The sequence below is a fragment of the Pantoea sp. BRR-3P genome (assembly GCF_039621635.1).
GTDB lineage: Bacteria > Pseudomonadota > Gammaproteobacteria > Enterobacterales > Enterobacteriaceae > Pantoea > Pantoea floridensis.
Genome location: NZ_CP155066.1, coordinates 832,531 through 845,961, shown reverse-complemented (window position 1 = coordinate 845,961; position 13,431 = coordinate 832,531). Strand labels below are relative to the sequence as shown.

Genomic DNA, 13,431 nt, shown 5'->3' with positions numbered 1-13,431 from the left:
GTCAGTAACAACCTGACTCGTGCGCAGGGAAATTTAGCACGCTGAGATTCAGCGCGCGCATCGAGGCGGAGGGAAAAGTGCGTTTAAAATCATGTGCATGATGCTATTCCCACGGGCTTTAGCCCGCTACAGTGTCGTATCAGAGGGAACAATCATCAGAAAGAGGAGGATTGCTGCCCGCCATAGTGGCAAGCAGCGACAAAAGAATTCGCGCGTCAGCTTGCCTTGTGTTGCCATCTAAAAGGGTGACTGTCCAACTGAATTCTCCTGCTTTGAAATTGCGGCTATTATATTCCTGGCAAAGGCGAAGTAAAGTTAATTATCTGTAACTCAACACTCATTTAAATTCCGTTGTAGTTGAGTTGATATTAACTATTCCGGTCGCCATTAATAGCGACCCTACAAGGAAATTTGTTTTTCGTAGGGTGCGCATTTATGCGCACCGGGCAAACAGCTTTAGGTCTAGAACAAGCCTTATAACTGAACCACACGACTTAGACCATTAATGCATATGCATAGCCTCAAATTGACTATTCTTCACTGCCGCGCTCTCGTAAACTCGCGTTACTTTTTAAGGCAAGGAAACAACATGAAAAAAATCATTCCCTCACTGCTGGCGCTATCGCTGGCGGCCGCCTTCTCGGTTCAGGCAGCAACACCAAAAGATACTCTGGTTATTGCGCAGTCAACGGATGATGCCGATAGCTTCGATCCCGCCCAGGGCTTTGAGCTCACGACGGTGCAAGCGTTCACTAACATCTATCAACGTCTGGTTCAGTCCGATCCCACTAATCCCACCGATTTGCAGCCAACGCTGGCCACCTCCTGGAAAGCCGGCGATGATAATCGCAGCCTGACGTTTGAACTGCGCAAAGGCGCACAGTTCGCCAGCGGCAACCCGCTGCGTCCGGAAGACGTCATCTTCTCACTCGGTCGCGTAGTTAAACTGAACCTCGATCCCTCCTTTATTCTTACCCAGCTCGGCTGGAATAAAGACAATGTTGATACCTTCCTGAAAAAGGTCGATGACAATCATGTACAGATTAGCTGGAGCGCCAACGTCAGCCCGGCCTATGTACTGAGCCTGCTGTCTGCGCCAGTCTCCTCAATTGTGGATGAGAAAACTGCGCAGGCGAATGCGAAAAACGGCGACTTTGGCCACGCCTGGCTCGGCACCCATTCGGCCGGCAGCGGCCCGTATCAGATTCGCAAAGTGGTGCTACATGAAGCGATTCTGCTGGCGGCGAACCCAACCTCTCCAGCGGGCGCACCGAAGCTGAAAAATATCCTGATCAAAAACGTGCCGGAACCGGCTGCGCGTCGCCTGCTGCTGGAACAAGGTGATGTGGATATCGCACGTAATCTTGGTGCCGACCAGATTGCCTCATTAAAAGGCAAAGCGGGCGTGAAGACGGAAGCCATTCCTATGGCGTCGCTCTATTACATTCAGTTCAATACCGGCGATAACCCGGTGTTGAAAAACCCGGCACTGTGGGAAGCGGCACGTTACCTGTTCGATTATAAAGGCATCGCCAACGACCTGCTGAAAGGCCAGTTCGACGTGCACCAAACTTTCCTGCCGAAAGGTTTCCTCGGTGCAATTAACGACACGCCATACAGCTACGATCCTGAGAAAGCCAAAGCGATTCTGAAGAAAGCCGGCCTGACCAACGTCAGCTTTACGCTCTCCACCAGCAACCAGCCGCCTTATCTTGATATCGCACAGGCGTTGCAGGGCAGCTTCGCTAAAGGTGGTGTGAAAGTGGAAGTGCAGCCGGGCCTGAGTTCGGAAGTCTCTACCCGCGTGAAAGCGCACAAATATCAAGCCACTCTGAACGCCTGGGGCGCGGACTATTTCGATCCGAACACCAACGCCGCTTCCTTCGCCTACAACCCGGAAGATGGCAGTAAAACCGTGGCGTACCGTTCTGACTGGCACATTCCAGAGCTGAACAAGCAAACCCTGGCCGCCACCGCCGAGAGCGATACCAATAAGCGCGTTGAGCTGTATCAGGCGATGCAGCGTGAAGTGCTGAAAAACTCGCCGTACGTGATTGGCTTGCAGGCAAAAAACCTGATTGCGCTGCGCGACAATCTGCAAGGCTATGTGCAGGGCATCAACCCAGACATGGTGTATTACTCGCAGGTTTCTAAGTAATGGCAGTGTCAGCTTCACAGGCCGGGTTCGCCCGGCCGCTCTGGCAACGCGTTAGCCACCTCGTCACCAGCCTGCTTTCTCTGCTGGTGACGCTGATCGGTTTGTTAGCGTTCACTTTTATGCTGTCGCATCTGTCGCCTGTCGATCCGGTGCAGCAGATCGCCGGCGATCACGCCAGCGAGGCCACCTATGCGCAGGTACGCCACGATCTCGGGCTCGATCAGCCGGTGCTGGTGCAGTTCTGGCGCTACATCAGCCATCTGGCGCGCGGCGACCTCGGCTTATCGCATCTCACCAACCAGCCGGTTAGCGCCGATCTGATGCGTACTTTCCCGGCCACCCTTGAGCTGGCGACCTGTGCGATGATTTTTGCCGCGGTGTTCGGCATTGCCCTGGCGCTGCTGGCAGCGTGGAAACCGGGCAGCATTATCGACAACATCGCACGTTTTGTTTCGCTACTCGGCTATTCTGTGCCGGTGTTCTGGCTGGGTTTGCTGGGGTTGCTGCTATTTTACGCCGTGCTGCACTGGTCGGCCGGACCGGGCCAGCTCGACGACATCTGGATCTACACGCTGGAGCCAAAAACCGGCTTTGTGCTGATTGATAGCTGGATGTCCGGCGATCCCGAAATGTTTCGCAATGCGATTGCCCACCTGTGGCTGCCGGTGGTGATTCTTGGTCTGCTGGCGATGGCGGGCATTACGCGCCTGCTGCGCGCTGCGCTGCTGGAAGAGAGCAACAAAGAGTATGTGGTACTGGCGCGCGCCAAAGGCGCCAGCCGCAGCCGCATCCTGCTGCGCCATATTTTCCCTAACGTGCTGGGCACGCTGATTACCGTCATCGCCCTCTCCTACGCCACGCTGCTGGAAGGTTCGGTATTGACCGAAACGGTATTTGCCTGGCCGGGCGTCGGTCGTTATATGACTAACGCGCTGTTTTCCTCTGATGTACCGGCGATTCTCGGCTCGACCTTGCTGATTGGCAGCTGCTTCATTCTGCTCAACGCGCTGGCCGACGCCCTGACCTGGTTAACCGATCCGAGAACCCGATGACTCAACAACTCTCTGAACTGGAAACGCTGCGCCCGCGCCGCCGGCGCGCCCGCGTGACCTCGCTCACTATCGGCCTGACGCTGGTGCTGATTGTGGTGGCGATGGCGCTGTTCGCCCCCTTGCTGGCGCCGTTTGATCCCAATGCGCAGATCATCTCCCAGCGTTTACAAGCGCCGTCGGCGCTGCACTGGTTTGGCACCGATGGCTTTGGCCGCGATTTGCTGTCGCGCGTGATTTATGGTGCGCGCCCGACGTTGCTGCTGGTGTCGCTGATTCTGGTGCTGACCATTCCGGTTGGCCTGCTGGTCGGCATCACTGCCGGTTACGTGGGCGGCTGGACCGAACGCGTATTAATGCGCATCACCGATATCTTCCTGTCGCTGCCGAATCTGGTGATCGCGCTGGCGCTGGTCGCCATGCTTGGTCCTGGTTTGATGAATGGCGCGCTGGCGCTGGCGCTCACCAGCTGGCCGCCGTTCGCGCGTCAGGCGCGTGCCGAAACGCTGGCGCTGCGCCGCAGTGATTATCTTGCGGCCGCGCGGATGCAGGGCATTACCGGCTTGCGCCTGATGTTTGGCCACATTCTGCCGCTGTGTATGCCAACGGCGGTGGTACGCGCCGCGCTGAGCCTCGGCGGTATTATTTTGTCTGCCGCCGGATTGGGCTTCCTCGGCATGGGCGTGCAACCGCCAACCGCCGAATGGGGTTCGATGGTGGCCGAAGGCAGTAAAGTGATTTTCGACCAATGGTGGGTTGCCGCCGCGCCCGGCGGAGCCATTCTGTTCGCCAGCCTGGCGTTTAACCTGACAGGCGATGGCCTGCGCGATCGACTGGATACTCGCCATGCCAAATGACCTGTTAATTGATGTACAAGGCCTGACGATCCGCAGCGATGATGCGCTGCTGGTTGACAATATCGGCTTTCAAATTGGCCGCGAACGCGTTGCGCTAGTGGGGGAATCCGGTTCCGGTAAATCGCTGACCGCCCGCACGCTAATGGGCTTGCTGTCGCCTTCGCTGCAGCTGCAGGCCGACCGTTTGCAGATTGTCGGCACCGATGCATTGAGCCTGCGCGAGCGCGACTGGATCCAGCTGCGCGGCAGTAAAGTGGCGATGGTGATGCAGGATCCAAAATACGCGCTCAATCCCACGCGCACTATTGGCTGGCAGGTGGAAGAGCCGCTGGTGCTGCACCACAAATTGAGCCGCGCCGAGCGCAAAGAGAAGGTGTGTGAAATGCTCGATGCGGTCGGCTTGCCCGATCCGCGTCAGTTAATGAAGCGCTATCCGCATCAACTGTCTGGCGGCATGGGACAACGCGTGATGCTGGCGATCGCCCTGATTACCGATCCCGAATTGCTGATTGCCGATGAACCGACGTCGGCGCTCGATCATGCTATGCGCGATCAGGTGCTGGCGCTGATTCGCCGTTTAGTAGAACAGCGCAATATGGGTTTGCTACTGATCAGCCACGATCTGCAACAGGTTGCCGAACACTGCGAACGCGTGATGGTGATGTATCAGGGCCGGGTGCTGGATACCTTACCGGCGTCTGAGCTGTCCAACGCCAGCCATCCTTACACCAGCACGTTGTGGGCCTGTCGTCCGAGCAAAGCCACGCACGGCGAACGTTTACCGGTGCTGGACCGTGCCGCGCTGGAGAGAAATTATGATTGAGTTAGCCAACCTGAGCGTGTCGCACAAGCAAGGTTACGAGCTGCGCACCGTAGTGCATGATGTGTCGCTGCAGGTGGCCGCGGGGGAATGCTTTGGTCTGGTCGGTCCGTCGGGCTGCGGCAAGTCGTCGCTGCTGTGGGTGCTGGCCGGATTGAATCCGCACTGGAGCGGCAGCATGTCGCTGGCAAACACCGCCGTGCAACCGGGCAAAGCGTTTACCGGACAGCTGCGCCGCGATGTGCAGATGGTATTTCAGGATCCCTATGCCTCGCTGCATCCACGTCATCGTCTGCGCCGCACCCTGGCAGAGCCGCTGAAAATGCTGAAGCGTGATAATATCGACGATCGTATTAACGCCGGTTTCCGCCATGTCGGGTTGGATCCGGCGCTGGCGGATAGTTATCCGCATCAGCTTTCGGGCGGCCAGCGTCAGCGCGTAGCCATTGTGCGTGCCCTGCTGCTGGAGCCGAAGATCCTGCTGCTGGATGAGCCGACTTCGGCGCTGGATATGTCAGTGCAGGCCGAGATCCTCAACCTGCTCAACGATCTGAAACAGAAAGATGGGTTAACCATGGTGCTGGTCAGCCACGATCCCGACGTGATCGATCACATGTGCGATCGCGCGGCGCGTATGGCGCAGGGCCGCATTGTGGAGCAACATTCAACCACAAGGAACACCGTATGACGGTTAAGTTACGTCCGCTGGAGCGGGAAGATTTGCGCTTTGTGCACCAATTAGATAACAACGCCAGCGTGATGCGTTACTGGTTTGAAGAGCCTTATGAAGCGTTTGTCGAGCTTTCCGATCTGTATGACAAACATATTCACGATCAAACCGAGCGTCGTTTTGTCGTGGAGCATGATGGGCATAAAGCGGGTCTGGTGGAGCTGGTCGAAATTAATCACGTGCATCGCCGCGCAGAGTTCCAGATCATTATCGATCCCTCTCATCAGGGCAAAGGATTAGCCACCAAAGCGGCAAAATTAGCCATGGATTACGGCTTTTCGGTGCTGAATCTCTACAAACTCTATCTGATTGTTGATCAGGAGAATAAGAAGGCGATTCACATCTACACCAAGCTCGGCTTTGAAGTGGAAGGCGTGCTGAAGCACGAATTTTTCATTAATGGCGAGTACCGCAATACTATCCGCATGTGCATTTTCCAGCAGCAATATCTGGCGCAGCATAAACCCGCCACGGCGATGGTGAAACCTACCGCGCAGTGATGACGATTTGATCGTTATGAATGGCGACCCTACGTTAATGCAGCCGGGTTTTCGTAGGGTGCGCATTCATGCGCACCTGAATATCAGCCGCGCGCGCCTACTACGTTCAGCTTCGGCTGCGGATGTTCAGGTTTGAGATCGTACATGCCGCCATAGAAAGGATCGACCAGCAGCCAGCCGGGGAAGCCCAGCAGCGGGATATTGCCGATCAAATACCACAGATTCGCGTTGGCCTCGATCGGCAGCGTTACCGGCACGTAGCCCGGACTCTCCAGCATCACCTGATAGTGCTTCTTGCCAAAGTAGTTACCGGTGGATTTTGCCAGCTCGACGGTTTGCGGCGTATACCCCTGCGCTACCGCGCGGCCGGTCTCATCCTGCACGGTGAAACGTGCGCCTTGCGGCACAGAGTCAATTTTTACCGGTTGCGTTTCAGTGCCGACAATGGTGGCGCAACCGCTCAACAGCAGCGCACAGGCAGGAAAAAGGTGTCGCAGGTTCATAGCAGGTCCGCTTCAGCATCAGAAAGGAGAGTTTACCCCGCCCTTCTGTGCTTAATCGCGCTAGTACTGATGCTTTTCTGCGCTTTATTACGGTTGACAACAGGCGGCAATCGCCGCGATATCCTGCGGTGTGGTGCGGCAGCAGCCGCCAATCAGACGCGCGCCGGCCTGTTGCCATTCGTGGAACTTGTCGTGCAGCGTGCAACCCGACGGTGCCGAGTGCCAGGTTTTGCTGCTGGCATCGTACTGCTCACCGGAATTGGGATAAACCAGCAGTGGCTTATCGCTCTGCGCCTGCAAGTTGCGCAGGGCTGGCGTTACGCTCTCCAGCGCCACGCAGTTGATGCCAATTGCTAGCACCTGCGGCGCGCCATTCACCAGCTCGGCCACTTGGCTCAGCGGCATTCCGTCGCTGATGTGCTCAGCGTCGCGCAGGGTAAAGGAGAACCATGCGCAGCTGTCAGGGAACTCGGCCAGCAAGCTTATCAGCGCCTGCGCTTCGGCAAACGACGGCAGCGTTTCACACGCCAGCAGATCAACACCCGCCTCCAGCAACGCCTTTACGCGTGGACGATGGAACGCTTTCATCTCCTCTTCCGGCAGCGCGTAATCACCGCGATACTCGGCGCCATTGGCCAGAAACGCACCGTACGGCCCGACAGAACCGGCCACCAACAGCGGTGCGGTGCTGGCAGATGATGCGCGATAGTCGTCGCGCGCACGCTGCGCCAGCTGCACGCTTTGTTTGATCAGGGCCAGCGCCTGCGCTTCATCTAATCCACGCGCGGCAAACCCCTGCGGCGTGGCCTGATAGCTGGCGGTGATTGCCACGTGCGCACCTGCGGCAAAATAATCGTGATGCACCTGATAAATCAGCTCAGGATTTTCCATCAGCACTTTAGCCGACCACAGCGCATCGGCCAGATTGCAGCCGCGCGCCTCCAGTTCGGTGGCCAGCGCACCATCCAGAATCAGCGTGTCAGTGTGGGTTAGTGCCTGGGCGATGGGATTACGCGGCATCGTTGGCCTCCTCAGCCTTAAGAGATGATTTACGTCGTTGCGTGACATGGTAGGCGGCATAGCAGAACAGCACAAAGGGAATGCCGCACCATAGCGCAATACGCTGCGACGGATCGAACGCTAAACCGACACATGCTAACAAGCACAACAGGAAACCGAGAATCGGCGTGAGCGGATAAAGCGGCGCGCGATAGGCAAGCTGTTGCAATGTGCCGCCCGCCTGCAGATGGCGACGACGAAACACATAATGCGAGGCGCAAATACTCAACCACACTGCCACCACGGCAAAACCCGCAATCGCCGACAGTGCGACAAACACCGTGTCCGCCGCAATCACGCTTGAGAAGAGCGCCAGCAGCCCGCCCAGCATGCTTACCGTTAACGCCAGCACCGGAATGCCACGCCGGTTCACGCGCGCAAAACAGCGCGGCAAGGTGTTCTCATTGGCCAGCGACCACAGCATGCGGCCGGAAGCGTACAAGCCGGAGTTAGCCGCTGACAGGATGGCGGTCAGGATCACAAAGTTAAAGATATCCGCCGCGTAAGGGATGCCGATCTTTTCAAATACCAGCACAAACGGACTTTTGACAATGCCCGCCTGATCCATTGGGATCAGCGCCGCCAGCACGAACACCGTGCCGATAAAGAAGATGATCAAGCGTGCAACCGTGGTACGGATCGCCAGCGGCAGCGCTTTTTGTGGCTGTTCGGTTTCACCGGCGGCGATACCGATCAATTCCGTGCCGGAGAAAGCGAAGTTCACCGCCACCATGGTCATCAGAATCGGCAAGGTGCCGTGCGGCAGCCAGCCTGATGCGGTGAGATTGTGTAATCCCGGCGCCGCGCTGCCATCTTTCATCGGAATAAAACCGAAGATCGCGCCCGCGCCAAGGATAATAAAGGCGATGATGGTAACCACTTTGATGATGGAGAACCAAAATTCGCCTTCGGCAAAGAAACGCGTCGAGACGATATTTAACAGGTAAATGGCGCTACAGAACACCAAGCACCACAGCCATACCGGCACGCTCGGGAACCAGTACTGCATACAAAAGCCGGCGGCAGTCAGGCTGGATCCCAGCGCAACCGTCCAGGTCAGCCAATACAGCCAGGCGACGGTATAACCGGTTGCCGGGCTGAGATAACGTGCAGCATAGACGTGGAACGCGCCGGTTTCCGGCATCGCCACCGCCAGTTCGCCGAGGCACACCATCACCAGCCATACCACCAGCGCGCCAATCAGATAGGCCAGCAAGGTGCCGGCAGCGCCGGTAGTTGAAATGATGTAACCGGTATTGAAAAACAATCCGGTACCAATCACACCGCCCAGCGACAGCATGACCAGATGCCGTACCTTCATGGTGCGCTTAAAGTTTTCCTGTGGAGGGAGATCCTGAGTTTGCATCAATATTATCCGTATGGACGTCTGAACATCTATATGGACACAGGGTTATACGCGTCGGCGTGACGATTTGCAACGTGGCAGAAGGTAAGGATTTAGGGGAAAGGTGTGCGGCCCCGCGAACACGGGGCGCAGCATCAGGCGCCGAAAACGCCTTGCAGATAACGCTCAAGCGCCACGCGCGAGCTGAAGCCGTGCGGAATGCCGTAATGCTCCTGCGAATCGCCCATTAAATAGAGCGGGAATTGGGTGTAGTGATCGCAGGTTTTCATTTCTGACGCTGGTTCAGCAAAGCCATGGCTTTTCTCTTTCAGCGTAGGGTGAATAATCAACGCAGTACGTCCCATACGCGCTTCACGATTGACGTAGACATAGTTTTCGCCGCGACGATAACCGTAAATCTTTGGCGTCTGGGTATCCATTTCGAAGCCCGCTTTCTCTAGTACGCGTGCTACCTCATCGGGTCGTAAATACATGCTTGCTCCTCTCTTCTCACAGCCCCGCAACCTTACAACAGCAGGATGGCATGGGCATTCGGAATTTTCCCTAAAGCCTGGCACATCCCTGCGTTTAGTCACGCTTCGTCTACACTCAGTATTACGTTTTAAATCAAAGGGAGCTAAAAAATGTTTAATCGAAGCGCAAAAAACGATGACATTGATATCAATCAGGATGTAAACGAACTGGCCGATTCGCTAGAGGCGTTACTTAAATCTTATGGCAGTGAAGCTAAAGATGAGGTTGATAATGCACGCAGCCAGGCGCAGGCGTTGCTGAAACAGACGCGTGCCAAACTGAGCGGCGGACAGAGTCGCGTGTCACAAGCGGCACGTGATGCGGGTACGCAGGTTGATGCCTATGTACATGACAAACCGTGGCACGGCGTTGGTGTGGGTGCTGCAGTCGGTCTGGTGCTCGGCGCACTGTTGGTGTCTTCTCGCCGATAAGCTTGCCAGTGCAGGTAAATAGCCTCGCCTCGTGCGGGGCTTTTTTGTGGGTGCGATCTGTGCGCGCTTTCCCTCATCCCAACCTTCTCCCGCAAGCGGGAGAAGGGGCCGATCGCGCTTCGTAAATAACTATTGAGTACCACCTAACTATCCCCTCGCCCGCTTGCGGGAGAAGGGGCCGATCGCGCTTCGTAAATAACTATTGAGTACCACCTAACTATCCCCTCGCCCGCTTGCGGGAGAAGGAGCCGATCGCGCTTCGTAAATAACTATTGAGTACCACCTAACTATCCCCTCGCCCGCTTGCGGGAGAAAGGGCCGATCGCGCTTCGTAAAAAAACTATTGAGTACCACCTAACTATCCCCTCGCCCGCTTGCGGGAGAGGGTTAGGGTGAGGGCCCAATCGCACAAAATCCGACCTAATCTCCCACCTCATTCCCTTTACAAAAAATTTTTCCGGCCTGGAAGGCGCATGATCTCTGGACTTAGCGATTATCTGAAGATCAAAATAACAAAACCCTATATCTGGTGGGCTTGACCCTAAAGAGCACTACATCTAGTATCTAACTCATCAACCAGCTACCAAATGTCGTCAAGGACGAAGTTCGATGCAAACCGGATTTTGCTTCGTATCTCGCAATCTGACCGCAATCAAAGGGAAATACGAATCATGCGCATTATTATTTACACCAAAGACAACTGTGTCCAGTGCAATGCGACAAAAAATGCCATGGACCGCAAAGGTATCGATTACCAGCTGATCAACCTTGATACCCAACCCGAAGCTATCGACAACCTCAAATCCCTCGGCTATCGCCAGGTGCCCGTGGTGATGACGCAGGACGATCACTGGAGTGGCTTCCGCCCCGATAAAATCGCCGGTCTGCGCCAGCTCGCGACAATCGGGGGATAAGGCCATGTTTCCACTGGTGTACTTTTCTAGCCAGTCGGAAAACACGCACCGATTCATTACTCGTCTGGGCCTGCCCGCCCGCCGCATTCCGGTTGACGGCACGCAGCACCTGCATATTGAACAGCCCTATATTTTAGTGGTGCCGAGCTACGGCGGCGGCAGTTCGCGCGGCGCAGTGCCCAGACAAGTGATTCAATTCCTCAATGATGATGCCAACCGACGCGGGATCCGCGGGGTGATTGCTGCCGGTAACCGCAACTTTGGTGAAGGCTATTGCCTGGCGGGCGACATCATTGCGCAGAAATGTCAGGTTCCCTATCTCTACCGCTTTGAGCTAATGGGAACCCCCGACGATATCGCTAATGTAAAAGCGGGAGTGACCCAATTTTGGCAACGACAGACACCCTGAACAGCACGCAGCTGGACTATCACGCGCTCAACGCGATGCTGAACCTGTATGATGCCGATGGCCGCATCCAGTTCAGCAAAGATCACGAAGCCACGCGCCAGTTCTTCCTGCAACATGTGCAGCCCAACACCGTGCAGTTCGCCTCGCCAGGCGAGCGCCTGCGTTATCTGGTGGCCGAAGGCTACTACGAAGCCGACGTGCTGAATCAGTACGCTTTCGATTTCCTGTGCCAGCTGCACGACGAAGCGGACGCAGCGGGTTTCCGTTTTCACACCTTCCTGGGTGCGTGGAAGTTTTACACCAGCTACACGCTGAAAACATTCGACGGCAAACGCTATCTGGAAAGTTTTGAACAGCGCGCCTGCATGGTGGCGCTGACGCTGGCTCGTGGCAATGAAACCTTAGCGCGCGAGTTACTGGCGGAGATGCTTAGCGGCCGCTTCCAGCCCGCTACGCCAACCTTCCTCAACTGCGGTAAGCAGCAGCGCGGCGAGCTGGTCTCCTGCTTCCTGCTGCGCATCGAAGACAACATGGAATCGATTGGACGCGCGGTGAATTCCGCGTTGCAGCTGTCTAAACGCGGCGGCGGCGTGGCGTTCTTGCTCACAAACCTGCGTGAATCCGGTGCGCCGATCAAGCGTATTGAAAACCAATCGTCCGGCGTGATTCCGGTAATGAAAATGCTGGAAGACGCGTTTTCCTACGCTAACCAGCTTGGTGCGCGTCAGGGCGCGGGCGCGGTGTGGCTGAATGCCCACCATCCGGACATTTTCCGCTTCCTCGATACCAAACGCGAAAACGCTGACGAGAAAATTCGTATCAAAACCCTGTCGCTTGGCGTGGTGATCCCGGATATCACTTTCCAGCTGGCGAAAGAGAATCGCGATATGGCGCTGTTCTCGCCGTACGATGTTGAGCGTATTTACGGCAAGGCGTTTGGTGATATCAGCATCAGCGAGCTTTATGACGAAATGCTGGCAGACGATCGCATCACCAAGACGTTCATTAAACCGCGCGATTTCTTCCAGACGCTGGCGGAGATTCAGTTTGAATCGGGCTATCCGTACATCATGTTCGAGGATAGCGTTAACCGCAGCAATCCGATTGCCGGCCGCATCAACATGAGCAACCTGTGTTCCGAAATTTTGCAGGTCAACAGCGCCAGCGAGTTCTATGACGATCTCAGCTATCGCCGCGTCGGCAAGGATATCTCCTGCAACCTCGGCTCGCTCAATATTGCGCATGCCATGGATTCACGCAATCTGGCGCAAACCGTAGAAACCGCGGTGCGCGCGTTGACCGCCGTCTCTGAGATGAGTGAGATTAACTCGGTGCCATCGGTAGCGGAAGGTAATCGTCGTTCCCATGCGATTGGCCTTGGTCAGATGAACCTGCACGGTTATCTGGCGCGTGAAGGTATGGCGTACGGTTCAGAAGAAGCGCTGGATTTCACCAATCTCTACTTCTATTGCGTCACCTATTACGCCGTGCGCACCTCGAATCTGTTGGCGCAGGAACAGCAGAAAAGTTTCGACGGTTTCGCCGAGTCGCAATACGCCAATGGCAAATATTTCGATAAGTATGTCGAGCAAGCCTGGCAGCCGCGTACCGCGCGTGTGGCACAACTGTTTGCCGATGCCGGGATTGCCCTGCCGACGCAGGCTGATTGGCAAGCGCTGCGCGAAGCGGTAATGCAGCATGGGTTATACAACCAGAACCTGCAGGCGATTCCGCCAACCGGTTCGATCTCGTACATCAACCACGCCACTTCAAGCATTCACCCGATCGTGTCGCGCATTGAGATTCGTAAAGAGGGCAAAACCGGCCGCGTCTATTATCCGGCACCGTTTATGACCAACGACAATCTCGACCTTTATCAGGATGCGTACTCGATTGGTCCGGAAGCGATTATTGATACCTACGCCGAAGCCACGCAGCACGTCGATCAAGGCTTGTCATTAACCCTGTTCTTCCGCGATGACGTGACTACGCGCGATATCAACAAAGCGCAGATTTATGCGTGGAAGAAAGGTATCAAAACGCTCTATTACATTCGTCTGCGCCAGATGGCGCTGCAAGGCACCGAGGTGCAGGGCTGCGTCTCCTGCTCACTGTGATAAAA

14 protein-coding genes are annotated in these 13,431 nt (G+C 56.0%); 10 read left to right on the top strand and 4 right to left on the bottom strand.

Features of this window, described 5'->3' with window-relative positions; translation table 11 throughout:
* Positions 1-589 precede the first annotated feature (589 nt).
* From AAGR08_RS03845 to speG, 6 genes are read left to right on the top strand one after another with little or no spacing between them, the layout of a single operon-like run.
* Positions 590-2,158: an ABC transporter substrate-binding protein gene (locus tag AAGR08_RS03845; RefSeq protein WP_097096345.1), complete on the top strand. Its 1,569-nt coding sequence runs from the start codon at positions 590-592 to the stop codon at positions 2,156-2,158.
* Positions 2,158-3,210: an ABC transporter permease gene (locus tag AAGR08_RS03840; RefSeq protein WP_345828640.1), complete on the top strand. Its 1,053-nt coding sequence runs from the start codon at positions 2,158-2,160 to the stop codon at positions 3,208-3,210. The genes AAGR08_RS03845 and AAGR08_RS03840 overlap by 1 nt, the downstream gene beginning before the upstream one ends.
* Positions 3,207-4,064 carry an ABC transporter permease gene (locus tag AAGR08_RS03835; RefSeq protein WP_008101592.1) on the top strand — a complete coding sequence of 286 codons (858 nt, stop codon included), beginning with the start codon at positions 3,207-3,209 and terminating at the stop codon, positions 4,062-4,064. Before AAGR08_RS03840 ends, AAGR08_RS03835 begins: the two co-directional genes overlap by 4 nt.
* Complete coding sequence (locus tag AAGR08_RS03830; RefSeq protein WP_097096343.1) at positions 4,054-4,887, top strand: ABC transporter ATP-binding protein; 834 nt, start codon at positions 4,054-4,056, stop codon at positions 4,885-4,887. The genes AAGR08_RS03835 and AAGR08_RS03830 overlap by 11 nt, the downstream gene beginning before the upstream one ends.
* Positions 4,880-5,572 (top strand): ABC transporter ATP-binding protein, encoded by a 693-nt coding sequence (locus tag AAGR08_RS03825; RefSeq protein WP_345828638.1) that lies wholly within the window; start codon positions 4,880-4,882, stop codon positions 5,570-5,572. The genes AAGR08_RS03830 and AAGR08_RS03825 overlap by 8 nt, the downstream gene beginning before the upstream one ends.
* Positions 5,569-6,114, top strand: coding sequence for a spermidine N1-acetyltransferase (gene speG, locus AAGR08_RS03820; RefSeq protein ID WP_007886431.1), 546 nt, complete (start codon positions 5,569-5,571; stop codon positions 6,112-6,114). The genes AAGR08_RS03825 and speG overlap by 4 nt, the downstream gene beginning before the upstream one ends.
* Before the next feature lie 83 nt (positions 6,115-6,197).
* Here speG and AAGR08_RS03815 read toward each other — a convergent pair whose 3' ends face one another.
* The 4 genes from AAGR08_RS03815 to AAGR08_RS03800 form a co-directional block, all read right to left on the bottom strand.
* Entirely contained in the window at positions 6,198-6,617 is a 420-nt protein-coding gene (locus AAGR08_RS03815; protein WP_097096341.1) for a hypothetical protein, read from the bottom strand.
* Between the two features lie 87 nt (positions 6,618-6,704).
* Positions 6,705-7,637: a homocysteine S-methyltransferase gene (mmuM, locus tag AAGR08_RS03810; protein ID WP_345828636.1), complete on the bottom strand. Its 933-nt coding sequence runs from the start codon at positions 7,635-7,637 to the stop codon at positions 6,705-6,707.
* The gene (mmuP, locus tag AAGR08_RS03805) at positions 7,627-9,042 is read right to left on the bottom strand and encodes an S-methylmethionine permease (protein ID WP_345828634.1); all 1,416 of its coding nucleotides are present in this window, start codon (positions 9,040-9,042) and stop codon (positions 7,627-7,629) included. Before mmuP ends, mmuM begins: the two co-directional genes overlap by 11 nt.
* Positions 9,043-9,176: 134 nt before the next feature.
* The gene (locus tag AAGR08_RS03800) at positions 9,177-9,515 is read right to left on the bottom strand and encodes a DUF2002 family protein (protein WP_007886422.1); all 339 of its coding nucleotides are present in this window, start codon (positions 9,513-9,515) and stop codon (positions 9,177-9,179) included.
* 150 nt (positions 9,516-9,665) lie between these two features.
* On the opposite strand from AAGR08_RS03800, the gene AAGR08_RS03795 reads away from it, so the two are divergent.
* The 4 genes from AAGR08_RS03795 to nrdE all read left to right on the top strand — a co-directional run bounded on the left by AAGR08_RS03795 (position 9,666) and on the right by nrdE (position 13,426).
* A complete protein-coding gene (locus tag AAGR08_RS03795) occupies positions 9,666-9,986 on the top strand; it encodes a DUF883 family protein (protein ID WP_097096338.1) in 321 nt (106 codons plus the stop codon).
* Between the two features lie 671 nt (positions 9,987-10,657).
* On the top strand, positions 10,658-10,900 hold the full coding sequence (nrdH, locus tag AAGR08_RS03790) for a glutaredoxin-like protein NrdH (protein ID WP_345828632.1): 243 nt from the start codon (positions 10,658-10,660) through the stop codon (positions 10,898-10,900).
* Between the two features lie 4 nt (positions 10,901-10,904).
* The gene (nrdI, locus tag AAGR08_RS03785; RefSeq protein WP_097096336.1) at positions 10,905-11,309 is read left to right on the top strand and encodes a class Ib ribonucleoside-diphosphate reductase assembly flavoprotein NrdI; all 405 of its coding nucleotides are present in this window, start codon (positions 10,905-10,907) and stop codon (positions 11,307-11,309) included.
* Entirely contained in the window at positions 11,288-13,426 is a 2,139-nt protein-coding gene (nrdE, locus tag AAGR08_RS03780) for a class 1b ribonucleoside-diphosphate reductase subunit alpha (protein ID WP_345828630.1), read from the top strand. The genes nrdI and nrdE overlap by 22 nt, the downstream gene beginning before the upstream one ends.
* Positions 13,427-13,431 lie beyond the last annotated feature (5 nt).